This is a genomic window from Pimelobacter simplex (assembly GCF_024662235.1).
Lineage (GTDB): Bacteria > Actinomycetota > Actinomycetes > Propionibacteriales > Nocardioidaceae > Nocardioides.
Window position 1 is genome coordinate 1,386,538 of the sequence record NZ_CP096276.1, and the last position, 23,130, is coordinate 1,409,667.

The 23,130-nt window shown below is 73.2% G+C and carries 23 protein-coding genes; 21 read left to right on the top strand and 2 right to left on the bottom strand.

Features of this window, described 5'->3' with window-relative positions:
* The first annotated feature begins 1 nt into the window (after position 1).
* Positions 2-376 carry a hypothetical protein gene (locus tag M0M48_RS06695; protein WP_215815129.1) on the top strand — a complete coding sequence of 125 codons (375 nt, stop codon included), beginning with the start codon at positions 2-4 and terminating at the stop codon, positions 374-376.
* A 7-nt stretch (positions 377-383) separates the two neighbouring features.
* On the opposite strand, the gene M0M48_RS06700 is transcribed toward M0M48_RS06695, so the two are convergent.
* Positions 384-653 (bottom strand): MmcQ/YjbR family DNA-binding protein, encoded by a 270-nt coding sequence (locus tag M0M48_RS06700; protein WP_257750537.1) that lies wholly within the window; start codon positions 651-653, stop codon positions 384-386.
* Positions 654-676: 23 nt separating this feature from the next.
* Here M0M48_RS06700 and M0M48_RS06705 point away from each other — a divergent pair, with 23 nt between their 5' ends.
* From M0M48_RS06705 to M0M48_RS06735, 7 genes are all read left to right on the top strand, one after another.
* Positions 677-1,540 (top strand): hypothetical protein, encoded by an 864-nt coding sequence (locus tag M0M48_RS06705; protein ID WP_257750538.1) that lies wholly within the window; start codon positions 677-679, stop codon positions 1,538-1,540.
* Between the two features lie 155 nt (positions 1,541-1,695).
* Positions 1,696-3,417, top strand: coding sequence for an ABC transporter ATP-binding protein (locus M0M48_RS06710; RefSeq protein WP_257750539.1), 1,722 nt, complete (start codon positions 1,696-1,698; stop codon positions 3,415-3,417).
* The gene (locus M0M48_RS06715; RefSeq protein ID WP_257750540.1) at positions 3,414-5,231 is read left to right on the top strand and encodes an ABC transporter ATP-binding protein; all 1,818 of its coding nucleotides are present in this window, start codon (positions 3,414-3,416) and stop codon (positions 5,229-5,231) included. The genes M0M48_RS06710 and M0M48_RS06715 overlap by 4 nt, the downstream gene beginning before the upstream one ends.
* Positions 5,231-5,578, top strand: coding sequence for a phosphoribosyl-AMP cyclohydrolase (hisI, locus tag M0M48_RS06720; RefSeq protein ID WP_215815124.1), 348 nt, complete (start codon positions 5,231-5,233; stop codon positions 5,576-5,578). The genes M0M48_RS06715 and hisI overlap by 1 nt, the downstream gene beginning before the upstream one ends.
* The gene (locus tag M0M48_RS06725) at positions 5,571-6,179 is read left to right on the top strand and encodes a Trp biosynthesis-associated membrane protein (protein WP_257750541.1); all 609 of its coding nucleotides are present in this window, start codon (positions 5,571-5,573) and stop codon (positions 6,177-6,179) included. Before hisI ends, M0M48_RS06725 begins: the two co-directional genes overlap by 8 nt.
* Positions 6,180-6,403: 224 nt before the next feature.
* Positions 6,404-6,604 carry an HGxxPAAW family protein gene (locus M0M48_RS06730; protein ID WP_215815122.1) on the top strand — a complete coding sequence of 67 codons (201 nt, stop codon included), beginning with the start codon at positions 6,404-6,406 and terminating at the stop codon, positions 6,602-6,604.
* Positions 6,605-6,623: 19 nt separating this feature from the next.
* Positions 6,624-7,061, top strand: a complete 438-nt coding sequence (locus M0M48_RS06735) for a DUF2752 domain-containing protein (protein ID WP_215815121.1) — start codon at positions 6,624-6,626, stop codon at positions 7,059-7,061.
* 79 nt (positions 7,062-7,140) lie between these two features.
* Here M0M48_RS06735 and M0M48_RS06740 read toward each other — a convergent pair whose 3' ends face one another.
* Positions 7,141-7,476 (bottom strand): DUF4190 domain-containing protein, encoded by a 336-nt coding sequence (locus tag M0M48_RS06740; RefSeq protein WP_215815120.1) that lies wholly within the window; start codon positions 7,474-7,476, stop codon positions 7,141-7,143.
* Positions 7,477-7,628: 152 nt separating this feature from the next.
* Here M0M48_RS06740 and trpC point away from each other — a divergent pair, with 152 nt between their 5' ends.
* The 13 genes from trpC (at position 7,629) to M0M48_RS06805 (ending at position 23,027) form a co-directional block, all read left to right on the top strand.
* On the top strand, positions 7,629-8,435 hold the full coding sequence (trpC, locus tag M0M48_RS06745; protein WP_215815119.1) for an indole-3-glycerol phosphate synthase TrpC: 807 nt from the start codon (positions 7,629-7,631) through the stop codon (positions 8,433-8,435).
* Positions 8,432-9,646 (top strand): tryptophan synthase subunit beta, encoded by a 1,215-nt coding sequence (trpB, locus tag M0M48_RS06750; RefSeq protein WP_215815118.1) that lies wholly within the window; start codon positions 8,432-8,434, stop codon positions 9,644-9,646. Before trpC ends, trpB begins: the two co-directional genes overlap by 4 nt.
* A complete protein-coding gene (gene trpA / locus M0M48_RS06755; RefSeq protein ID WP_257750542.1) occupies positions 9,643-10,440 on the top strand; it encodes a tryptophan synthase subunit alpha in 798 nt (265 codons plus the stop codon). The genes trpB and trpA overlap by 4 nt, the downstream gene beginning before the upstream one ends.
* Positions 10,433-11,047 (top strand): SCO family protein, encoded by a 615-nt coding sequence (locus M0M48_RS06760; RefSeq protein ID WP_257750543.1) that lies wholly within the window; start codon positions 10,433-10,435, stop codon positions 11,045-11,047. The genes trpA and M0M48_RS06760 overlap by 8 nt, the downstream gene beginning before the upstream one ends.
* Positions 11,048-11,051: 4 nt before the next feature.
* Entirely contained in the window at positions 11,052-12,071 is a 1,020-nt protein-coding gene (gene lgt, locus M0M48_RS06765) for a prolipoprotein diacylglyceryl transferase (RefSeq protein WP_257750544.1), read from the top strand.
* 96 nt (positions 12,072-12,167) lie between these two features.
* A complete protein-coding gene (pstC, locus tag M0M48_RS06770) occupies positions 12,168-13,238 on the top strand; it encodes a phosphate ABC transporter permease subunit PstC (RefSeq protein WP_257750545.1) in 1,071 nt (356 codons plus the stop codon).
* Positions 13,235-14,347 carry a phosphate ABC transporter permease PstA gene (gene pstA / locus M0M48_RS06775; protein ID WP_257750546.1) on the top strand — a complete coding sequence of 371 codons (1,113 nt, stop codon included), beginning with the start codon at positions 13,235-13,237 and terminating at the stop codon, positions 14,345-14,347. Before pstC ends, pstA begins: the two co-directional genes overlap by 4 nt.
* Complete coding sequence (locus tag M0M48_RS06780; protein WP_257750547.1) at positions 14,344-16,008, top strand: substrate-binding domain-containing protein; 1,665 nt, start codon at positions 14,344-14,346, stop codon at positions 16,006-16,008. The genes pstA and M0M48_RS06780 overlap by 4 nt, the downstream gene beginning before the upstream one ends.
* The gene (locus M0M48_RS06785) at positions 16,005-18,794 is read left to right on the top strand and encodes a hypothetical protein (RefSeq protein WP_257750548.1); all 2,790 of its coding nucleotides are present in this window, start codon (positions 16,005-16,007) and stop codon (positions 18,792-18,794) included. Before M0M48_RS06780 ends, M0M48_RS06785 begins: the two co-directional genes overlap by 4 nt.
* On the top strand, positions 18,791-19,702 hold the full coding sequence (locus M0M48_RS06790; protein ID WP_257750549.1) for a sortase: 912 nt from the start codon (positions 18,791-18,793) through the stop codon (positions 19,700-19,702). Before M0M48_RS06785 ends, M0M48_RS06790 begins: the two co-directional genes overlap by 4 nt.
* A gap of 157 nt (positions 19,703-19,859) precedes the next feature.
* Positions 19,860-21,152 (top strand): substrate-binding domain-containing protein, encoded by a 1,293-nt coding sequence (locus M0M48_RS06795; protein WP_215815111.1) that lies wholly within the window; start codon positions 19,860-19,862, stop codon positions 21,150-21,152.
* Positions 21,153-21,181: 29 nt separating this feature from the next.
* On the top strand, positions 21,182-21,790 hold the full coding sequence (locus M0M48_RS06800) for a hypothetical protein (protein WP_257750550.1): 609 nt from the start codon (positions 21,182-21,184) through the stop codon (positions 21,788-21,790).
* A gap of 34 nt (positions 21,791-21,824) precedes the next feature.
* Entirely contained in the window at positions 21,825-23,027 is a 1,203-nt protein-coding gene (locus M0M48_RS06805; protein ID WP_257750551.1) for an Ig-like domain-containing protein, read from the top strand.
* Positions 23,028-23,130: the final 103 nt, after the last annotated feature.

The window sequence follows — 23,130 nt, forward strand, 5'->3', positions numbered from 1 at the left end:
GATGAGCTACGAGGTCTACGACCCCAGCGGCAGCCCGGCCGCGACCGACGCGCCCGCGGCGATCGCCGAGGGTCTCGGCGAGAACGGCCCCTGGCGGGTCGCCATCGAGTACTCCAACCAGGGCCAGGCCAAGCCGCCGACCCTGGTCCAGATCGGCCGCACCGCCCACGCCGACCGCGCCCAGGCGCTGCTGGCCGCGCGGCGTGCGGCGTTCGAGTTCGACCCGCCGGACCCGTGGGCACCCCAGGGGCGCGAGGTCTTCCGGGACGGGCCCGACGGCTTCCTGGTGGTCATCCAGGGCGCGACGACGACCTTCCACATGCGGGTGCGGATCGTCGCCCAGATCGCCGCGCCGGCACCGGCCGCGGGCGCCTAAGGCCCGCTCAGGCGTCCCAGCCGTCGGGCCGCAGCGACTTCGGCAGCTTGGCCACGACGGCGCGGTAGGACTCCTCGACGGCCTCGAGCAGCTCGTCGTCGGCGACCTCGCGGGTGGCGCCGGCCTTGACGCCGACGCTGCCGGGACAGAGGAAGGCGAAGATCTTGCCGCGTTCGGCCGGGCCCACCTTGATCACGGGCAGCTCGTGGTCCCAGGGGTTGTCGGCCCAGGCCCCGGGGCGGGCCAGGCAGTGGGCCTGCAGGTCGGCGACGTCCACGCGCCGAGGCTACGCTCATCGGCGTGACCCGGCTCGAAGGTGCGGACGGTGACGTGCTCGCCGTCGCCCGGGAGGCGGTCCGGGTGCTGCGCGAGGACCGGGCCACGCGCCGGGCGCTGTTCCCCCGGCTCGCCCGCCTGCACCACGAGCGCCGCGCGCTCCAGGACCTGCCGGAGCTGCCGCGCACGCCGCTCGCCACGCGGGTCGGTACGGTCCTGTGGTGGCTGCTGCACGCCGCCGGGCTGACCGCCGTGCTCACCACCGCGGTGATGCTCGGTCCGTCGGGACGCCGCAACACCTACCTCGGCGCGGACGACGCCCTCGCGGTCGCGCTGCCCGCGGGGGTCGTCGCCCTGGTGCTGCTGGCCGGGCTGCTCGTGCTCCCGGTGCCCGCGGGGGAGACCCCGCGCTCGGCCGTGGGGCTGGCCGTCATCACCGGGCTCGTCGTGGCCGGCCTGGTCGGCTACCGGCTCGCCGCCGGGACCTCGGACGGCCGTGGGTTCTCCGGCGACCAGGTGCGCTCGTGGACGCCGTGGGCCCTGGCCGGGCTGGCCGTGCTCGTCCTGCTCGTGGTCCGCCTGGAGCGCGCCCGGCGCCGTACGCCGCCCCGGGCCGTGCGCCGCGACCCGGCCCAGGTCCGGCGGCACCTGCGCCGCCAGGCGGACCGGCTCGCCGGAGCACCCACCCCGGCGGGGACCACCGCCACGTGGGAGCGCCGGCTGACCCGCCTGGAGGAGCGCGGTGTGCCGGCCACGACCATCGCCCAGGCCCGCTCGCTCTCGCCCGCCGCATGGCTGGCGTGGACCTTCGACGACCCGCGCCTCGACGTGTCCGGCGTCCTCGCCGGCACCGAGGGCGGCCGACCGCCTGTCGGCGCTGCGGAATAGTCTCCGCACGACCGGGGGTTGTGCCTGGTTGCGCCCCTGCCCACGCGAGGCGCGGGTGTGCGGGTGCGGTGCGGTGGAGCGGAGAGCAGGAGCGGGTGGCGAGCGAGAGCAGCAGCGGCACAGGGACGACATCGGCGGGGTTCGGTGTCCTCTGGGTGGCGATCAAGCGCGAGCCCTGGATCTTCACGGCGTCCACGGTTGGCAGCGTGCTCTTCGGAGCGCTCACCGTCGCCGACGCGTGGGTGCTGGGATGGGCGACGGACCACGTCGTGCTCCCCGCCTTCCGCGACGGCGAGATCGGCTCCGGCCTCCTCTGGGCGGTGCTCGGGCTGTTCATCGGCGTCGCGATCCTGCGCGCGGTCGGCATCGTCGCGCGCCGCCTGGGCGCGGGCGTCATGCAGTACCGCATGCAGGCGCACAGCCGCCGCGCGGTCACGCGCCAGTACCTGCGGCTGCCGATGGCCTGGCACCAGAAGCACCCCACCGGCGAGCTGCTCTCCAACGCCAACGCCGACGTCGAGGCGGCCTGGGGCCCGATCGCGCCGCTGCCGATGGCGGTCGGCACGGTCGCGATGATGGTCATCGCCGTCGTCCAGATGCTCCTCACCGACCTGGTCCTGGCCGCGGTCGGGCTGCTCGTCTTCCCGCTCGTGATCGGCGTCAACGTCGTCTACCAACGCCTCGCCCAGGGCTGGGCCACCCGGGCCCAGGAGCTGCGCGCCGAGCTCTCCGAGATCGCCCACGAGTCCTTCGACGGCGCGCTCGTCGTCAAGACCCTCGGGCGCGAGCCCGAGGAGACCGCGCGGTTCAAGGCCAAGGCCGAGCAGCTGCGCGAGGCCAACATCCGGGTCGGCCGGATCCGCGCCGCCTTCGACCCGACGCTGGCCGCGCTGCCCAACCTCGCGGTGCTCGTCGTCCTGGTCGCCGGCGTCCACCGCGTCGTGTCCGGCGCGACCGTGGCCGGCGACGTCGTGACGGTGGCCTACCTGCTGACCGTCGTGTCGTTCCCGATCCGCTCCATCGGCTGGCTGCTGGGCGACTTCCCGCGCAGCGTGGTCGGCTACCGCCGGGTGGCCGCCGTCCTCGGCGCCACCGGCGCCATGGAGTACGGCGACGCCCCCGCCCCCAGCGCCCCCGGAGGCGCCCGGCTCGAGGTCGAGCGCGCCGCGTTCGCCTACGACGCCGACCGCACCCTGCTGCGCGACCTGTCCTTCGACGTCGAGCCCGGCCGCACGGTCGCGCTCGTCGGCGCGACGGCGTCTGGCAAGAGCACCCTCACCACGCTGCTCTCGCGCCTGGTCGACGTCGACGAGGGCGCGATCCGGGTCGACGGCACCGACCTGCGCGAGCTGCGCCACGGCGCGCTGGCCCAGGTGCTCGCCGTGGTCCCGCAGACGGCGTTCCTCTTCGACGACACCGTGCGCGGCAATGTCACCCTCGGCGCGGACGTCGGCGACGACGACGTGTGGGCGGCGCTGCGCACGGCCCAGGCCGACGGCTTCGTCGCAGCCCTGCCCGACGGCCTCGACACCCGCCTCGGCGAGCGCGGCACCTCGCTCTCCGGCGGCCAGCGCCAGCGGCTCTCGCTCGCCCGCGCGCTCGTCCGGCGTCCGCGGCTCCTCGTCCTCGACGACGCCACCTCGGCCGTCGACCCCGAGGTCGAGGCCCGCATCCTGGCCGGCCTGGGCGAGGGCGACACGACGCTGGTCGTCGTCGCCTACCGCAAGGCGACGATCGGCCTGGCCGACGAGGTGCTCTTCCTGGTCGACGGCCGGATCGCCGACCGCGGCCCCCACGACGAGCTGGTCGCGCGCAACGCCGACTACGCCCACCTCGTCAACGCCTACGAGACCGAGGCCGCCGAGGTGACCCGATGAGCACCACCCTGCGCGCCCCGGAGCAGACCCGGCTCAGCACCGGTGACGAGATCGGCGCCTGGGAGACCATCCGCCGCGGCATCCGGCACTCGCCCGAGCTCACCGAGGGCATCGGCTGGACGCTGACCCTCGCGGTCATCGCCTCGGTCGGCCAGGTGGTCGTCCCGATCGCGGTCCAGCAGACGATCGACAAGGGGCTGCACGGTCCCGACGGGCCGGACGTGTCGTTCACGACCTGGCTCGCGCTCGCGGCGGGGCTGGCGATCGTGGCGACCAGCTGGGCGTCGTACGCGATGACGGCGCGGCTGTTCTCGACCGCCGAGCGCGGCCTGGCCACGCTGCGGGTCAAGGCGTTCCGCCACGTCCACGACCTCCCGCTGCTCACCCAGAACACCGAGCGCCGCGGCGCCCTGGTCTCGCGGGTGACCAGCGACGTCGACCAGGTCAGCCAGTTCCTCGTGTTCGGCGGCCTGCTGTTCGTGGTCAGCATCGGCCAGATGCTCATCGCGACCGTGGTGATGGTGGTCTACAGCTGGCAGCTCACGATCGTGGTCTGGGTCTGCTTCGCACCACTGTTCCTGAGCCTGCGCTACTTCCAGCGCAAGCTGGCCGCCGCCTACGGCACCGTGCGACGCCAGGTCGGCCTGCTGCTCTCGGCCGTCTCCGAGCCGGTCGTGGGCGCGACCGTGGTCAAGGCCTACGCGATCGAGGACCGCACCCAGGAGCGCATCGACACCGCGATCGCCGTGCACAAGGCGGCGAGCACGCGGGCCCAGGGGTTCACGGCCTTCTCGTTCAGCCTCGGCGGCATCTCGGCCGGCTTCGCCAACGCGGGCGTGCTCATCGTCGGCATCTGGCTGGGCCAGGGCTTCGCCTGGGGTGACGGGATCACCGCCGGCGAGGTGCTGGCGTTCGCCTTCCTGGTCACCCTGTTCGTCGGCCCGGTCCAGATGGGCACCCAGATCCTCACCGACGCCCAGAACGCCATCGCCGGATGGCGCCGCGTGATCGGCATCCTCGACACCCCGGCCGACCTGGTCGACCCGGGCCCCGATGGCAAGACGCTGCCCCGGGGCGCGATCGACGTCCGCTTCGAGGGGGTCGGCTTCGCCTACCCCGGTGCCGCGGAGGTCCTCTCCGACATCGACCTGGTGATCCCGGCCGGCCAGCGGGTCGCGGTCGTCGGCGAGACCGGCTCGGGCAAGTCCACCGTCGCCAAGCTGCTCACCCGCCTGATGGACCCCGACCGCGGCCGGGTCCTGCTCGACGGGATCGACCTGCGCGAGGTCGCCGAGAGCGCCCTGCGCAGCAGCGTGGTGCTCGTGCCCCAGGAGGGCTTCCTCTTCGACGACACCCTGGCCGCGAACGTCCGCTACGGCCGGCTCGGTGCGAGCGAGGCCGAGATCCTCGCCGCGGCCGACACGATCGGCCTCGGCGACTGGGTGGCCGGCCTGCCCGACGGCGTCGCGACCCGCGTGGGCCAGCGCGGCGAGTCGCTCTCGGCGGGGGAGCGCCAGCTCGTCGCGCTGCTGCGCGCCCAGCTCGCCGACCCCGACCTGCTCGTGCTCGACGAGGCCACCAGCGCCGTCGACCCCGCCCTGGAGACCCGGATCGCCCGGGCCCTGGAGCGCCTGATGAGCGGGCGCACCTCGGTCACCATCGCGCACCGGCTCTCCACCGCTGAGGCCGCCGATGTCGTGGTCGTCGTCGACCGGGGCCGGATCGTCCAGCACGGGCCGCACGCCGAGCTCGTGGCCCAGCCGGACACCCCTTACGCGAGGCTGCACGCCTCGTGGGTGGCCCAGCACGGATAATGGAGCCCGTGAGCCTTCCCTCCGCCGTTGCCGACCGCCTCAAGCGCACCTCCGACGGGCTGGTGCCCGCGATCGTGCAGCAGCACGACACCGGCGAGGTGCTGATGCTGGCCTGGATGGACGACGAGGCGCTGCACCGCACGCTCAGCACCGGGCGGGCGACGTACTGGAGCCGGTCGCGCCAGGAGTACTGGGTCAAGGGCGAGACCTCGGGCAACCCCCAGCAGGTCAAGGAGGTCCGCCTCGACTGCGACGGCGACACCCTGCTGGTCAAGGTCGACCAGGTCGGGGTCGCCTGCCACACCGGGGCGCGCACCTGCTTCGACGAGGGCCTCATCGATGGCTGAGTCCCGCGCCCGCCGCGCCTTCGGCCCCGTCGTCCTCCTCGGCCTGGTCGGCAGCGGCGCCGCCGCCATCGGCGGCCACAAGGAGATGCTCACCATCCCCGAGGCCACGCTCCGCGCGGCCGGCGGCATCGCCCCCAGCGTGGCCGACCGCTCGGTCGAGTTCCCGCTCGCGGGCGCCCTGGCCCTCGTCGCCCTGGCCTGCTGGGGCGTCCTGCTCGTGACCCGCGGCTGGGTACGCCGCGTGGTCGCCGCGCTCGCCCTCGTCGCGGCCGCCGGCATCTTCGCCGTGGTCGTGGTCGGCGGCTTCGTCCAGGACGACCAGGCCTCCACCGACCTCGCCGCCCGCCTCGGCCTCGACGGCTCCGCCGTGGACGCCGGCCGTACCTCCTGGCTCTGGGTCGCCCTGCTCGGCGCCCTGGTCGCGCTCGTCGCGGCCGGCCTCGCGGTGCGTCTGGTGCCCGCGTGGCCCGAGATGGGCAGCCGCTACGACGCCCCGACCTCGGGCGCCGCCACGACCGCGGCCGGCAAGGAGCCGGAGGAGCAGTCGAACCTCGACCTGTGGAAGTCCCTGGACGAGGGTGGCGACCCCACGGCCGACTGAGGGGCCGCGTGGGGAGGACATGCCGGCGGTGCGCCGCCCCAGCACGCACCTGAGCACCTTCTCCTCGGTCGACGGGCCTCCGGCCCGCCTCCCTCGTCGGCGGCACTCATGCACGCACCGGGACGACGCACCGCACGACAGCCCCTCCCCACGCGGCCCCTGCCGGAGCCGTAGCCCTAGAATCGGATCCGCACGACCCGACCGACTCATCGAGGAGCACTTCCATGGCCGACAACCACGGCAACACCCCTGCTGCCTGGACCGCCGTCCTTGTCTCGCTGGTCGGCTTCGTCGTGGGCGCGATCGGCATGTCCATCACGCCGCTGAGCTGGCCGCTCTTCTGGATCGGCACCGCGGTCGTGCTCGCCGGCGGCGTCGTCTTCGTGGTCATGGCCAAGATGGGCTTCCACGAGGCGGGCCACTGAGCCAGGGCGCTCCTCGGAGATGACCCTCACGGCCGCACCCGCTCCCACCGGCGCTCCTTCGCGCCGGCGGCGGATGCTGCCGCCGCTGCTCGTGGCCGGCGGGATCACCGCGGCCACGGTGGCCCTGCACTTCCGTGACCCGCACGACCAGGGGACCTGGGGCATGTGCCCGACCGCGGCGCTGGGCTTCTCCTGCCCCGGCTGCGGTGGCCTGCGGGCGGTCAACGACCTCAGCAACCTGCGGCTGGCCGATGCGGCGTCGAGCAACCTGCTCTTCCTGGCCGTGATCCCGCTGTTCGCGTGGGTGTTCTGGCGCTGGAGCGCCGGACGCTGGACCGGCCGCGCCTGGGACCCCGACAGCGGCCGGGTCGCCCGGGTCAGCGCGGTGGTGATCGTAGTGATGGTGGTCTTCACCGTCCTGCGCAACACGCCTTACGGCGCCTGGCTCGCCCCCTGATCCTCTGGCCCCCTGACGCACCGACGCCCCCTGTCCCGACCGGGACAGGGGGCGTCGGCGTTGCGTACGGCGGGCTCGGTCAGCTGTTGCCGAGCGCGATGATGAAGATGATGCCGTAGACCACGATGCCGACGACCATGAGGATCGAGGCGATCATGCCGCAGATCCGGCCGGCGTTGACCGTGCCGCGGTTGTTGTAGGCGCTGGGGTTGGCGTCGATCTCGGCGATCGCCTTGTTGCCCATGACCCAGGCGGCGATGCCGAGCGGGCCACAGCAGACCAGGCCGAGGATGCCGAGGATCAGGATGGTGGTGCCCTGGGGGTGGTCTCCGCCACCGCCATAGCCACCGGCGCCGTACCCACCGGGCGCGGGCGGCGGGGGAGTGCCGTAGTTGGGCGGCTCGTTGTAGCTCACGTCGGTTCCTCCTGCGTGTTTCAGATGTCATTCGGCCGGCCGAGTTCCGGGCGGTGTGTGGAACCCTAACCGTCGCGTGCCACACTCGACACCACCGCCGGCGCTTTGCCGCCGTCGGACCCTGCCCGCAAGAGAGACGTGACGGAGGCGCAATGTCGGCCCCCCAGGCTTCCCAGCCCACGGTGCTCGACGGGATCGTCGCCGGAGTGCTCGAGGATCTCGCCGTGCGTCAGGCCACCACCTCGGAGGCGGACCTGCGTGCCGCCCTGGCGGACGTCGATCCGCCCCGGGACCCGATGCCGCACTTCCGCGGGGCCGGGTCGAGCGTGATCGCCGAGGTCAAGCGCAAGAGCCCGAGCAAGGGCGCGCTGGCCGAGATCCCCGATCCTGCCGCCCTGGCCGCCGAGTACGCCGCCGGCGGGGCCGGCGCGATCAGCGTGCTCACCGAGCAGCGCCGGTTCGGGGGCAGCCTCGACGACCTGCGCACGGTGCGCGCGACGGTCGGCGTACCGGTGCTGCGCAAGGACTTCATCGTCACCGAGTACCAGCTGCTCGAGGCCCGTGCGGCCGGCGCCGACCTGGCGCTGCTCATGGCGGTCTCGCTGCCGGGTGCCCGGTTGGCCCAGCTGCACGACTACGCCCGCGAGCTGGGGCTGACCGTGCTGATGGAGGTCCACGACGAGGAGGAGACCGCTCGTGCGGTCGAGGTGGGCGCCGAGCTGATCGGCGTCAACGCGCGCAACCTCAAGACGCTCGAGATCGACCTCGACGTCTTCGGCCGGCTCGCGCCCCTCATCCCCGACGACCGGGTCAAGGTCGCCGAGTCCGGCATCTTCGGACCACGAGACGTCGAGCGGTTCGTCGCCGAGGGTGCCAGCGTGGTGCTCGTCGGTGAGGCGCTCGTCAAGGACGGCGCTCCGCGCGAGGCGGTCGCCGCGATGACAGGAATCACCCGATGAGCAAGTTCGACGCCGACCCGCTCGGCTGGTTCGGTGGAGCGGGCGCCTTCGGCGGCCGCTTCATGCCGGAGGCGCTGATCGCAGCGCTCGACGAGCTCGACGTGGCCTGGCGCGAGGCGATGGCCGACCCGGCGTTCACCGGTGAGTTCGAGCGGCTGCTCGTCGACTACGCGGGTGTGCCGAGCATGCTCTACGACGCCACCCGGCTCTCCGAGCACGCCGGCGCCCGGATCCTGCTCAAGCGCGAGGACCTCAACCACACCGGCGCCCACAAGATCCGCAACGTGCTCGGCCAGGCCCTGCTCACCCAGCGGATGGGCAAGACCCGGGTCATCGCCGAGACCGGCGCGGGCCAGCACGGCGTCGCCAGCGCGACCGCCGCGGCCTACCTCGGGCTCGACTGCACCGTCTACATGGGCGAGGTCGACACCGAGCGCCAGGCGCTCAACGTGGCCCGCATGCAGCTCCTCGGCGCCGAGGTGATCCCGGTCAAGAGCGGCTCGCGCACGCTCAAGGACGCCATCAACGAGGCGCTGCGCGACTGGGTCGCCAGCGTCGACGAGACCGCCTACCTCTTCGGTACGGCGGCCGGCCCGCACCCGTTCCCGAGCCTGGTGCTGAGCTTCGTGCGCGGCATCGGCGACGAGGCGCGCCAGCAGTGCCTCGACCAGTACGGCGCCCTCCCGGACGCCGTCGCCGCCTGCGTGGGCGGCGGGTCCAACGCGATCGGCCTGTTCGCCGGCTTCGTCGACGACCCCGAGGTCGACATCTACGGCTTCGAGGCCGGCGGTGACGGCGTCGAGACCGGCCGGCACGCCGCGACGATCTTCGCGGGCTCCATCGGCGTCCTGCACGGGGCGCGCACGTTCGTGCTCCAGGACGAGGACGGCCAGACCGTCGAGTCGCACTCGATCTCGGCGGGCCTGGACTACCCGGGGGTCGGGCCGCAGCACTCCGCGCTGGCCGCGGGCGGGCGGGCGACGTACCTGCCGGTGACCGACGCCGAGGCGATGGAGGCGATGGCGCTGCTGGCCCGGACCGAGGGGATCATCCCCGCGATCGAGTCCGCGCACGCCGTCGCCGGCGCGCTGCGGGTCGCCCGGGAGCGCCCGGGCCAGACGATCCTGGTCAACCTCTCGGGGCGAGGCGACAAGGACATGGGCACCGCGATGGAGTGGTTCCACCTGGGCGAGGCGGGGGAGAAGAAGTGACCGTCAGCAGCACCGCGTTCGACCGGGCGCGGGCCGAGGGGCGCGCCGCTCTGGTCGGCTACCTGCCGGCGGGCTTCCCCGACGTCGAGGGCAGCATCGCCGCGCTCACCGTGATGGTCGAGGCCGGCTGCGACGTGATCGAGATCGGGCTGCCCTACAGCGACCCGGTGATGGACGGTCCGACCATCCAGGCCGCCGCCCAGCAGGCGCTCGACGCCGGTGTCCGCACCGCCGACGCGCTCCGCGTCGTCGAGGCGGTCGCCGCGACCGGCACGCCCACCCTCGTGATGACCTACTGGAACCCGGTCGAGAAGTACGGCGTCGAGAGGTTCGCGCGCGACCTGGCCGGCGCCGGCGGCGCGGGCTTGATCACGCCCGACCTGACCCCCGACTTCGCGCCCGAGTGGATCGCCGCCGCCGACGCGCACGACCTCGACAAGGTCTTCCTCGTCGCGCCCTCCTCGACCGACGAGCGGATCGCGATGACCACGGCCGCCTCGCGCGGCTTCGTCTACGCCACCGGCATCATGGGCGTGACCGGCACCAAGCAGGCGACCGCCGAGGGCGTGGCCCCGCTGATCGCGCGGACCAAGGCGACCACCGACCTGCCGGTCGGCGTGGGCGTCGGGGTCAGCTCCGGTGCCCAGGCGGCCGCGCTGGCGGCGTACGCCGACGGGGTGATCGTGGGCTCCGCCTTCGTGCGCACGCTGCTCGACCACCCCGGCGACCGCGCCGCCGGTCTCGCCGCGCTGCGGTCCCTGACCGAGGAGCTCGCCGGGGGCGTGCGTGCGTAGCCCGTTCACCCGGGGCGGCACGCTGACCGCGCTGCTCGTCGTCCTCGGCCTCGGGCTGGCCGCCTGTGCCGGCAGCGACCCGGCGAAGTTCACCGGGAGCCGGCTCGAGAACCCCTACACCGCGCCGGACATCGCGCTCAGCGACACCGCGGGCCACGACTACTCGCTGGCCGCGACGGACAAGCCGATGACGCTGGTCTTCTTCGGCTACACCCACTGCGCGGACTACTGCCCGATGGTGATGAACAACATCGCCGCCGCGCTCAACCGGCTCGACGACGCCGACCGGGCCAAGGTCGACGTCGCCTTCGTGACCACCGACCCCAGCCGGGACACCGCCAAGGCGCTGCGCAAGTACCTCGACGGCTACAACAAGTCGTTCATCGGCCTGACCGGCGACCTCGACACGATCATCGCCGTCGGCAAGCCGCTGGCGGTCTACGTCAACGACGGCAAGAAGCTGCCCTCCGGCGGCTACGACCTGGGCGGGCACTCGACGTTCACCCTGGCCATCGACCACGGCGGCAAGGCCGTCGCCCTGTGGAACCAGGAGACCTCCAGCACGGAGTTCGCCGCGGACATCCACACCCTGCTGACCGAGGACTGAGTCCGTGACCCCAGGAGCCGACGTGCTGCCCCAGATCATCGCCGCCAGCATCCCGAGCCCGGCCAACGGCGTGTGGCACATCGGTGCCTTCCCCCTGCGCGGCTACGCGCTGTGCATCATCCTCGGCATCGTCGTGGCCATCTGGATCGGCGAGAAGCGCTGGAAGGCCCGCGGCGGCACGATCGGCGAGGTCCAGGACATCGCCATCTGGGCGGTGCCCTTCGGCATCGTCGGCGCCCGGCTCTACCACGTCGCCACCGACTGGGAGAAGTACTTCGGCGAGGGCGGCAGCCCGATCGACGCCCTCTACGTGTGGCACGGCGGCCTCGGCATCTGGGGCGGCGTCGGCCTCGGCGCGCTCGGCGCCTGGATCGGCGCGCGCCGCAAGGGCATCAAGCTGCTCCCGCTGCTCGACGCGCTGGCGCCCGGCGTCCTGGTCGGCCAGGCGATCGGCCGCTGGGGCAACTGGTTCAACCAGGAGCTCTACGGCCGCCCGACCGACCTGCCGTGGGGCCTGAAGATCGACAGCGACCACTTCAGCGCCGCCTACAAGGCCAGCGCGGACTACCAGGAGCGGCTCGCCGCCAGCGGCGGCGTGGTGCCGGACTTCGTCACCTTCCACCCGACCTTCCTCTACGAGTGCCTGTGGAACCTGGCCGCCTTCGCGCTCATCATCTGGCTCGACCGCCGCTTCCGCCTGGGCCACGGCCGGGTGATGGCCGTCTACGTCATGGCCTACACCCTGGGCCGCGGCTGGATCGAGGACCTGCGGATCGACGACGTCCAGCTCAACGACGTGCTCGGCCTGCGGTTCAACGTGTGGACCTCGATCGTGCTCTTCGTGATCGCCGCCGCCTACTACGTCTGGGCGACCAAGAACCGGCCCGGCCGCGAGGAGAGCGTGTACGTCGACGGGCGGGTGCCCGGCGACGAGCCCGAGGCGGCCGAGGAGCCCGAGGCGGTCGAGGAGCCCGAGGTGTCCGAGGCGGTCGAGGAGCCCGAGAACGGCTCGTCCACGATCTGATCTCAATTTAACAACTTAATACAGCCGATCTACTAGACTTAGCGTCACGAGTTGGATCGGCCATCGGGGGCCCCGAGCGGGTAGGGGTGCCCCGTCATGCCGTACAACGCCACGTCGCCACCGGCGGCGACCTCGCCGGACGAGCCGTGGGGCGGCGGTGACCACGCTGAGCACGGCGAGCAGGACGTGCCGCGCACGCTGGCGGTCCGCTACTCGCTCCAGGACCGGACCTTCCTGCACGTCGTGCGGGTGCTCGCGTTCCTGGTCCTGGTGATCACCGGGAGCATCGGGGTCTTCCTGGGCTACCAGTCGATCCCGACGCTCCAGCACTACGGGCTCTCGTTCTTCACCGAGTACCGCTGGCTGCCGAGCCAGGACATCGTCGGCATCGCCGCGGTGCTGCTCGGCACGATCCAGGTCGCGGTCATCGCGCTGCTGCTGGCGTTCCCGCTCTCGCTGCTGACCGCGCTGTTCATCACCGACTGGGCACCGTCGTGGGCGCGTCCGCTGCTGGTGCGGATGGTCGACCTGATGGCCGCGGTGCCGGGGATCGTGTTCGGCCTGTGGGTGCTCATCGTCATCCAGCCGCACGCGACGCGGGTGACGCACTGGATCAGCAAGTACTTCGACTGGATCCCGTTCTTCCACGTGCGCACCGACGTGGACTACCCGATCTGGAACCAGGCGCCCGGCTACCCGGCGTACGCCGGATCGGCCGCGATCGCCGCGCTGGCGGTGGCGATGATGATCTTCCCGATGGCGACCTCGGTGATGCGCGAGGTGTTCTCCGAGGCGCCGGTGGGGGAGAAGGAGGCGGCGCTCGCGCTCGGCGCGACGCGCTGGTCGATGGTGCGCACGGTCGTGCTGCCGTTCGGCCGCGGCGGCATCATCGGCGGCACGATGCTCGCGCTGGGCCGCGCGCTCGGCGAGACGATCTCGGTGGTGATGGTCATCTCGCAGGCCTTCGAGATCAAGCCCTACGTGCTGGAGTCCGGGACGGCGACCATCTCGGCGCTCATCGCCTCCGGCTTCAAGGAGGCCTCGCCGGCGCAGCTCTCGGCGCTGCTGACCGCGGGCTTCGTGCTCTTCGTGATGACCCTGGTCGTCAACAGCCTGGCCGCGGTCGTCGTGGCCCGCTCGCGCGGGGGCGGGGTGACCGAGCTGTGAGCGTCACCTCGCCCCCCGCGCCGCGCCACCTCGCCGAGCCGGCTCCGGAGCCGCCGCCCGCTCCGGTCGAGGAGACCCTGCGCGCCGCCGGGCACCGCACCCGCGAGGACGTGCTGACCCTGCTCGGCGCCCTGGTCGGCTCGACCGCGACCACCTGGCTGCTCTACACCCGGATCCTGCCGTTCTCGGGGGCGGTCGGCTTCGTCGTCGTCTGGTACGCCGTGTTCGTCGCCTTCTACGCCGCGCTGACCGCGCTCACCCAGCCGCGCCGGATCGTCATCGACCGGGTGGTCGCGGCGATCGTGATGGCGGCGCCCGCCCTGGTCGGCCTGGCGCTGCTGAGCACCGTGGTCACCACGGTGTGGAAGGGCATGCCGGCGCTGACCCACCTCAACTTCTTCACCGACGACATGGCCGGGGTCAAGGCCGAGGACCCGTTCACCAAGGGCGGCATCGCGCACGCGATCCTCGGCACCGTCATCGAGGTCTGCATCGCGGTCGTGATCGCGATGCCCCTCGGCCTGGCCACGGCGATCTACATCTCCGAGGTCGGCGGCAAGGGCGCGGCGCTGGTGCGCACCGTCGTCGAGGCGATGACCGCGCTGCCCTCGATCGTGGCGGGCCTGTTCATCTACACGGTCTGGATCGTCAACCTCGGCATGGAGACCAGCGGCCTGGCCGCCTCGCTCGCGCTGGCCGTGATGGCGCTGCCGATCATGGCGCGGGCCAGCGAGGTGGTGCTCCGGGTGGTGCCCAACGGGCTGCGCGAGGCGTCGTACGCGCTGGGTGCGGGGCGCTGGCAGACCGTCTGGAAGGTCGTCCTGCCCACGGCCCGCCCGGGCCTGGCCACCGCGCTGATCCTCGGCGTGGCCCGAGCGGTCGGCGAGACCTCGCCGCTGCTGCTCACCTCGGGTGCCTCGACGTTCTTCAACGCCGACCCGACGCACAACCCGATGAACTCGCTGCCGCTGTTCGTCTACGCCGCCGTCAGCACCGGCAGTCCGCAGATGGAGGACCGCGCGTACGCCGGTGCCGCCGTCCTGCTCGCCGTCGTCCTCTCGCTGTTCCTGCTCGCTCGCCTGGCTGCCAGGGGAAGGAAGAACCGATGATCCCGCTCCTGCGCAAGGGCGCCCGCCCGATCGTGCTGCTGCTCTGCGGCTACCTCGCCCTGCTCTCCGGGCCGGGGGCGGCGAGCGCGACCGCGCCGACGTACGCCCTGATCCAGGGCTCGGGCTCGTCCTGGGCGGCCAACGCGGTCAACCAGTGGGTCGCCGAGGTGGACGCCAAGGACCTCAAGGTCGTCTACACCGCCAACGGCGCGGCCCAGGGCCGCAAGGACTACGCCAACAAGTCCACCGACTTCGGCGTGACCGACTCGCCCTACCGCGGCAAGGACCCGTCGACCGGCGCGGTCGACTCGTCGCTGGGCCGCTCGTTCGCCTACCTGCCGGTCGTCGCGGGCGGCACGGCGTTCCCCTACAACATCCAGGTCGGCGGCAAGCCCGTGCGCAACCTGCGGCTGTCGGGGGAGACGCTGGCCAAGATCTTCACCAACCAGATCACCAACTGGAACGACGCCGCGGTCACCGCCGACAACAACGGCAAGGCGCTGCCGTCGATCCCGATCATCCCCGTGGTGCGGGCCGACGGCGCGGGCGTGACCAACCAGTTCAGCACCTGGATGACCAGCCAGTACGCCGGCCTGTGGCGCGACTGCAACGGCGGCAAGGCCGCCCCCACCGACTACTTCCCGCTCAACTGCGGCGAGGCGCGCGGCCAGCAGCGGGCCCAGACCGGCTCGGACGGCGTGATGAACTTCCTCAAGTCCAAGGGCTCGGTCGGCGCGATCGCGATGGAGGAGTACTCCTACCCGCTCGCCGCGGACTACCCGGTCGCCAAGCTGCTCAACAAGGCCGGCTACTACACGCTCCCGACGCAGTACAACGTCGCGGTCGCGCTCACCAAGGCCGAGATCAACGACAACCCCCAGGACCCGAACTACCTGACCCAGAAGCTCGACCGGGTCTACGTCAACCCGGACAAGCGGACCTACGTGCTCTCGTCGTACGTCTACGCGATCATCCCGACCGCGGCGAGCGACTCCCGGATGACCACGGCCAAGCGGCAGGCGCTCGTGGACTTCCTCAAGCACTCGATCTGCGTGGGCCAGTCGGCGATCGGGCCGATCGGCTACTCGCCGCTGCCGGTCAACCTGGTCCAGGCGAGCTTCACCCAGGTCAACAAGCTCAAGCTGGCCGACCCGAAGGTGCAGTTCGACGCCTCGATCATCAAGAACGTCAAGGACTGCCACAACCCGACCTTCGTGCCGGGCAAGCCGTCGGAGAACTACCTCGCCAAGATCGCGCCGATGCCGGCCGACTGCGACCGGCCCGGTCAGGGCCCGTGCGCCGAGGGCGTGGGCTCGTTCAACCTCAACCCCGGCGACAAGGGCGGCAAAGGCGCGGGCACGCCGACCCCCGGCGCCGGCACCGGCACGCCGGGCCCGGGCTCCGGAGCCCCCGCCGTCGACACCGACGGCGACGGCGTCCCCGACGCCGCCGCACCGGCCGGCGCGCCCGCGGCCGATGGCGGCACCGGCACCGGTACGACGAGCGACGGCATCTCCGTCGTCGCCACGACCCTCGACCCCGACGCCCGCTCGGGCCCGCCCACGGTGCTGGCCGCGCTCGTGCTCGGCCTGTTCGGCGGTGTCCTGATCATCCCGCCGGTGGTGGCCCAGGCCGTCGCCCGCCGGAAGCGGACCCGATGAGCGCCGGGCGTCGCCGCGCGGGGCGGCTGCTCTTCGCGCTCGCGCTGGTGCTCGGCGGGCTGGCGGTCGTGCTGCCGACCGGCACCGGCACGGCCGGCGCCGCTGCCGCCGGGCTGACCCGGTCGGTGACCGCCGAGCGCTACGCGATAGACGCCGACGGCACCCGCACCCGGATCAGCCGCAACCAGGTCAAGCTCCACGTCTCGCAGGCGAGCGACCTGCGCGGGCGCCAGGAGATCAAGGTGACCTGGGAGGGCGCGATCCCGACCGGTGCCGTGGTCGCCGACCCGAACTCCTCGGAGGGCCGCAACCAGGAGTACCCCTTCGTGCTGCTCCAGTGCCGCGGCGTCGACGCCGCGAAGGCGCCGAAGGGGCAGACCCGGCTCACCCCGGAGACGTGCTGGACCCAGACCTCGCCCGAGCGCTACCTCGCCGCCGCCTCCAGCACGCCGTCGTGGCGCTTCGACGCCTACGCCGCCGCGGGCGAGCGCCGCGCCGTCGTGGGGGAGCCCGCGGACCTGCCCGAGAGCTGCGCCAAGCTCGCCCAGCCGACCACCGCGCACTGGCTGCCGTTCCGCGCCGCGGGCGGGACGACGTACTACGGCGGGCCGGACCCGGATGCCGGCTGCACGCCGACCGCGCCCGAGTCGGACTCCGCCGAGCGCGGCGGCGTCCCGAGCAACACGACCTACGGCATCACCGGCACCGACGGCAAGGGCGTCGCCGACTTCGCGGTGTGGACCAAGGCCGAGAACGCCTCGCTGGGCTGCTCGGCGACGGTGGCCTGCGCGCTGGTCGCGGTGCCGATCGTCGGGGTCAGCTGCGACGCCTTCGGCACCACCCTGCCCGCCGGGCAGCCGCAGACCACCAAGGCCGGGGTGCCGCTGACCGAGGCCCAGCTGACCTCGGCGGACACCACCTGCCGCCGGACCGGCAGCTATGCGGGCGGCGAGCCTGCGACCACGCGCAGCTCGGACCAGGCCGTGCGCGGCAACCTGTGGTGGTCGGAGTCCAACTGGCGCAACCGGATCTCGGTGCCGCTGTCCTTCGCGCCCACCGCCGAGGTGTGCCCGTCGGAGTCGGCCGAGACCCCGCTCGAGCTCATGGGCTCGGTGACGCTCAACGAGCTGACCGCGTCCTGGCGCCCGAAGTTCTGCACGACCACGTCGCTCTACTCCTTCACCCACGTGCAGCAGGCCGAGTCGCTCGCCCGCAGCCTGCTCGAGCGTGGCGAGATCTCCGGTGCGTTCAGCTCGGCACCGCAGGCCGGCGGCTACAAGCGGCCGGTCGCGCAGGCGCCCGTCGCGTTCGGTGGGTTCGCGATCGCGTTCACCATCGACGGGGACGACAAGCAGCGCAAGGAGAGCCTGCGGCTCGACGCGCGGCTGGTCGCCAAGCTGCTGAGCGCGTCGTACCCGGCGACGTCGTTCGTGCGCGGCGGCCATGCGGGGCTGGGCGACAATCCCTACAACCTCACCGTCGACCCGGAGTTCCGGGCGCTCAACCCGGGCATCCCGGAGAGCACGACGCTGGAGTCGGCGGCCGCGCTGCAGGTCTTCTCGTCCAACTCCGACCTGGTCTGGGCGCTGACCCGCTGGATCGACGCCGACCCCGAGGCGCGGGCCTGGCTCGACGGCACGCCCGACCCGTGGGGGATGAAGGTCAACCCGGCCTACCAGGGGCTCGAGCTGCCGGTGGAGAGCTGGCCGCTGCTCGACGAGTACGTCGCGCCGCAGTGGTACATCGACCAGAACGCCTGCTACCGCAACAGCCCCACGCCCTACCTGCAGCTGGTGGCGAACCCGCTGTCCGGCCTGGCCGCGGTCAGCCTCAACCTGCAGTTCGCCAGCTCGGCGGTCGCGACCGTGTGCCGCTACGACGGCTTCGACCACACCACGCTGCCCCTGCGGACCGAGGGCCGTCAGGCCGTCGGCCACCGCTTCGTGCTCGGCCTGGTCTCGCTCTCGGCGGCCCGGCGCTACAACCTGCGCACCGCGGACCTGCAGACCGCGTCCACGGTCGCACCCGGCGCGACCTTCACCGACGCCGCGGGCCGCAGCTTCGCCAGCCCCGACTCGGCCGGGCTCGAGGCCGCCGTCGCCCTGCTGAAGCCGGACGCCGACGCGGGCACCTGGGTGCTCGACCCGGCCGGGCTCGCCCGGGGTGCGGGCACCAAGGCCTACCCGGGCGCGCTGCCGGTCTACGCGGTGTTCCCGACCAGCGGCGTCGCGTCCGCGGTGGCCGGCAAGCTGGCCCGCTTCCTCTGCTACGCCGGGGGATCCGGGCAGCAGCCCGGGCAGGCCAACGGTGCGCTGCCGCCCGGCTACCTGCCGCTGACCGAGGCCAACGGGTTCGGCGCCGAGCGGACCTACCTGGCCAACGCCGTCGTCGCCGTCCGCGCCCAGAAGGGCGCCGTGCCGCGCCTGGACGCCGACGCGGCGACCTCGCCGAGCCTGGCCAAGGCGTGCGACTTCTCCTCCGCCGCGGTGCCGGCGCCGAAGCCGAGCACCACGCCCGGCGGTCCGGACGCCGCGCCGCCCGTCGTACCTCCGGCGGCGGCGCCGTCCGCCGACGGTGCCGGTGCGGCGCCGATCGCGGCCCCGGTGGTCGAGGCACAGCTCACGCCGACCGCGGGGGAGCAGTCGGCGCTGGGCCGGGTGGGCCTGCCGACGCTGGTGCTGCTCGCCGCCCTGAGCGCGCTGGCGGGCGGGGTGCTGCGCTGGCTCGACCTGCTCCGCACCGGCCTCGCCGCGGCCTGGAGCCTGCGTCCGCGGAGGTCGCGATGAGCACCGCGCGCACCGAGGTCCGCGACGGGGTGGTCGACGCCTCCCCGCCGCCGGGTGGGGGCGGCGAGGAGCACATCCGGATCGCCGGCGGCCGGGCCCTCCTGGGGCTCTCGCTGCTGCTCGGCTGGTCCCTGCTGTACCTGCTGGTTCTGAGCGACTTCGAGCAGAACCACGCACAGAACGTGCTGTACGGCGAGCTCCGCACCCAGCTCGCCGAAGGCACGGCACCGACGGGCGCGCCGGTGGATGCCGGCGCGCCCGTCGCGCTGCTCACCATCCCCTCGCTCGGCGTGGACCCCGTGGTCGTCGTCGAGGGGACCCGCTCGCGCCAGCTGCAGAGCGGTCCGGGCCACCGCCCCGGCACCGTCCTGCCCGGGCAGAGCGGGGTCAGCGTGGTCGCCGGGCGCGCGGTGTCGTACGGCCGGCCGTTCGCGCGGCTGCCGGAGATCCGGCCCGGTGCGCTGGTCGCGGTGACCACCGCCCAGGGCCGCTTCGAATACCGCGTCACCGGGCTGCGCCGGGCCGGTGATCCCGCTCCCGCCGCCCCGGCGGCCGGCGCCGGGCGGCTCACGCTGGTGACCGCGGCCGGCGAGGGCTCCCGGCTCGCCCGGCTCCAGCCCTCCGCCACCCTGTACGTCGACGCGGAGCTGCCGTCCGGAGCGGCCGCCGCCGGGCCGCGCTCGGCCCCCGACCCCGAGCCCGAGCTGCTGGAGCCGCACGTCGACCGCGGCACCCTCGCCGAGCTCGCCCTGGCGCTCCTGCTGCTGACCGCCACCCTGGCCGGCTTCGTGGCGGCCTGGAGCCGCTGGTCGCGCCGGGCGGCCTGGATCGCGGGTGCTCCCGCGGTCGTCGCCGCGCTCTGGCTCACCTCGTCGATCGGAGCCCGCTTGCTGCCCGCCCTGCTCTGAGTGCCGGGTGGGCCTTCCACCCCGCCTCCCTTTCCCTGCCACCACGGCCCCAGGGTCTCGGATCCCGAGATCCGGGCCGGTCGCCGAGGGCCGTGGCCCTAACGTCCTCGGCACGCTCGGGAGTATCTCTACTGGATTACTACAGATAGGTAGCACGATGCTTTCTCGTCGGAAGACCGCTTCCGTGGCGTTCGTCGGCCTGGTCACCACGGCCGGGCTCACGCTCTCGCTCACGCCGGCCCAGGCCGATCCCGCCCCGCAGCCCCACGACGTCGTCGCGACGGGGTCGGACATCATCCAGAACTCGTTCAACTTCCTCGCCGACGGCTACCACGAGCTGCCCGGCTACAACACCGCCGGCAACCGCTACCGGTTCGTCAACTTCGACTCCTCGGGCGACGCCCAGGGCCGCAGCGCCTACACCGACCCGCGCCAGCTGCCGACGATCACCGGCAACGGCACCATCGGCGAGAACGGCGTGAAGTACATCAAGCAGGGCGACGTCAAGCTGCTCAACCCGACCGTCGGCCTGCGCGCCGGCCAGGACCTCGTGGTCCGGCCGACCGGCGGTGGCGGCGGTGGCCGTGACGCGATCATCAACGACGACCAGGGCTGGATCGACGTGGGCCGCAGCCCCGACCCGCTCAACGCCGATCACCAGACGCAGATCCAGAACAAGCAGGGCACCAAGCTCTACCGCGTCCAGATCGCGACCGACCGCCAGCTGATCGCGACCGCGACGACCACCAACGCGCCCTCGACGCTCAGCGCCGAGGCGATCCTCAAGATCTACACCGGGCAGTGGACCACCTGGGGCCAGATCCCCGGCTACGACGGCCCCGCGCCGTCCGAGACGATCGTCCCGCTCACGCTGCCCTCCGACGCCGGCATGTGGAACACGTTCCTCGCCAACGTCAAGCGGCAGAATCCCGGCAACGGCACCTTCGACGGGCGCGGCAACCCCAACTCGTTCAACGTCCAGCAGAACGACCCGACGGCGATCGTGAACCTGCCCGAGGCGCAGCGCAAGAACGCCATCGTGCCGTTCCCGCGCGGGCGCTACCGGACGCTCAACAAGGGCTACTACACGCAGACCTTCGACGGGCAGAAGACCAACAACTACAACACCGAGACCGGCCACCGCACCGCCGCCGACGCGAGCGGCATCAAGCTCCTCGACGGCAGCAGTACCGCGGACAACAACACGCCGGCCGCGCCCTACGGCGGCAACTTCGCCTACAACGCGCTGGTCCGCGAGTCCGACCTGACCTCGAACGAGCCGTGGCAGCCGGGCTCCACGCTCAACTGGGTGGAGGCGCTGTTCTACAACCCCGACGGGCCGCTGCCGTTCGTGCGCACCCCCGCCGGTGAGGCCCTGCTCGAGGCGGCCGGCGTCACGCCGGACTACCACGTGTACGGCACCGACAACGCCGAGATCGCCGTCGACTGATCCCCTCGGGGACCCAGGAACCCACTGTCATGGCCACGATCACCCTGCCCCGCTCGCGGGCCCGGCTCGGCCTCGGCGTGCTCGCCGTCGCCCTGGCCGTCGTCGCCGGCGTCCTCGTCTGGCGGCTCACCGCGCAGCCCGAGGCGCCGTACGCCGACCCGGCGTCGACCGGCGCGCTCACCCTCTGCTCCGCACGCGGCGAGGCGGTGACCGGCGGCAAGACCGCCGACCGCCCGTTCGCCGGGTTCGTGCTGGGGGAGAGCGCGCTGCCCGACGGCGCCGACCCGACCGGTGCGGTGGCGACGCTCTACGCCTACCAGCCCCGCGAGGGGGTCTCGCCGGCCGAGTTCAGCGGGACGGCGATCACCGCCGCGACGCCGTACGCCGACCCGGCGCGGCCCGCGGCCGCGGTGACCGACCAGGCGTGGTCCCTCGGTGACTTCGTCACCGCCTTCCCGGCCGGCTTCGACGGCTACGTCCAGCTGCGGCTCGTGCTCGGCACGCCCGCGCTCGGCACCGTGCCCGACCACTACGACACCGCCGACATCAAGGTCGACGGCGACACGTGGGAGCTGGTGCGGGGCGGGCACGCGTCGTGCCGGGACGCCGCCGAGGCCGTCACGACCGGTGGTTCCTGACCCCGACGGGTCAGCACAGACCTAGGAGACAAGCATGAAGACCAACCACACGAAGAGGTGGAGCGCCGTCATCGCCCTGGCGCTGGCCGCCTCCGGCGTCGGCGGCCTCGCCGTCGCGGCGCCGACCTTCACCGGCGACCCGACCACGCTGGCCTGGTACAGCGCCGGCCAGGCCGGCGTCGACGACCCGGCGCGCAGCGACGTCGCCCTCCACCTGTACGACGGCGCCGGCGCCCCGGTCACCTCGGGCACCGTCACCGCCGGCCTGCCCGCGTTCGCGGCTGCCGACGGCGCCGTGCGCGCCGACGACACCCACGCCTCGCTGTTCGTCCACGCCGCCCAGTCGGGCAGCGCGGCCGGCGCGTGGCCGGGCGTCCAGGCCACCGGCACCGACCGCTACACCGGCGCCGGCGCGGTCACCGCGCCCGCGCCGCTGGTGGGGCGGCCCTACGTCCGCACCGCCGGCGGCTACGGCCTCGCCGACCTCACCGCGAGCTTCGCGGCGGCGGGGCAGGGGACCTTCGGCGGCGTCTACGAGCTGCGCCTGCGCACGAGCTCGGCGACCAAGGGCGTGGCGGACCGCTACGCCTCGGCGTTCGTCAAGGTCACCGGCAACGACTGGACCGTCGTCGCGGGGCCCGAGGCCGGGGGACCGGTCGCGACCCAGACCTCGGTCACGGCGCCGGCCACGTCGTCGTACGGGAAGGCGTTCACGGTGCGTGCGACCGTCACCGGCGTCACCGCCGCGGGCGGCACCGTCACGGTCAAGAAGGGCGCGACGGTGCTGGCCACCAAGGCGCTCGACGCCGACGGCGTGATCGACATCCCGGTCGGGGGCCTCGTGCTCGCGCCCGGCACGCACGCCCTCACCGTCGCCTTCGGCGGCACCGCCGCCGCGCAGCCCAGCCAGGGCAGCCGCAGCATCAAGGTCGTCGCGGCGACGTCGACGACCAAGGGCAAGCTCGCCGCGGCGAAGATCAAGAAGACCGCGGCGCCCAAGATCACCGCCCAGGTGACCGCCCCCGGCGTCCCGGCCGCCGCGCTGACCGGCAGCTTCACCGTCTACGACGGCAGCAAGGCGATCAAGAAGGTCACGCTCGCCGCCGCCAACGGCGGCAGGCTCACCATCACGCTGCCCAAGCGCAAGAAGGGGACCCACAAGATCAAGGTCGTCTTCAGCGGCAACGCCAAGGTCGCCACGAGTACCAGCCCCGGCTACAAGCTGGTGGTGAAGTAGCAGCGCAGCACCCCGCCGGTGCCGGGGAGCGGCCGCTCCCCGGCACCGGCACCCCGTACGAAGGAGAGCCACCGTGTCCGATTCCACGCTCGTCATCCCGGCC

Bases quoted from the DNA above. Each gene is read 5' to 3' on its own strand.
- M0M48_RS06715 (WP_257750540.1), top strand. From the start codon at position 3,414: ATGAGCACCACCCTGCGCGCCCCGGAGCAGACCCGGCTCAGCACCGGT.
- M0M48_RS06735 (WP_215815121.1), top strand. From the start codon at position 6,624: ATGACCCTCACGGCCGCACCCGCTCCCACCGGCGCTCCTTCGCGCCGG.
- M0M48_RS06790 (WP_257750549.1), top strand. From the start codon at position 18,791: ATGAGCACCGCGCGCACCGAGGTCCGCGACGGGGTGGTCGACGCCTCC.
- pstC (WP_257750545.1), top strand. From the start codon at position 12,168: ATGCCGTACAACGCCACGTCGCCACCGGCGGCGACCTCGCCGGACGAG.
- hisI (WP_215815124.1), top strand. From the start codon at position 5,231: ATGGAGCCCGTGAGCCTTCCCTCCGCCGTTGCCGACCGCCTCAAGCGC.
- trpB (WP_215815118.1), top strand. From the start codon at position 8,432: ATGAGCAAGTTCGACGCCGACCCGCTCGGCTGGTTCGGTGGAGCGGGC.
- M0M48_RS06805 (WP_257750551.1), top strand. From the start codon at position 21,825: ATGAAGACCAACCACACGAAGAGGTGGAGCGCCGTCATCGCCCTGGCG.
- M0M48_RS06795 (WP_215815111.1), top strand. From the start codon at position 19,860: ATGCTTTCTCGTCGGAAGACCGCTTCCGTGGCGTTCGTCGGCCTGGTC.
- trpC (WP_215815119.1), top strand. From the start codon at position 7,629: ATGTCGGCCCCCCAGGCTTCCCAGCCCACGGTGCTCGACGGGATCGTC.
- M0M48_RS06730 (WP_215815122.1), top strand. From the start codon at position 6,404: ATGGCCGACAACCACGGCAACACCCCTGCTGCCTGGACCGCCGTCCTT.
- M0M48_RS06785 (WP_257750548.1), top strand. From the start codon at position 16,005: ATGAGCGCCGGGCGTCGCCGCGCGGGGCGGCTGCTCTTCGCGCTCGCG.
- M0M48_RS06800 (WP_257750550.1), top strand. From the start codon at position 21,182: ATGGCCACGATCACCCTGCCCCGCTCGCGGGCCCGGCTCGGCCTCGGC.
- M0M48_RS06780 (WP_257750547.1), top strand. From the start codon at position 14,344: ATGATCCCGCTCCTGCGCAAGGGCGCCCGCCCGATCGTGCTGCTGCTC.
- M0M48_RS06695 (WP_215815129.1), top strand. From the start codon at position 2: ATGAGCTACGAGGTCTACGACCCCAGCGGCAGCCCGGCCGCGACCGAC.
- M0M48_RS06725 (WP_257750541.1), top strand. From the start codon at position 5,571: ATGGCTGAGTCCCGCGCCCGCCGCGCCTTCGGCCCCGTCGTCCTCCTC.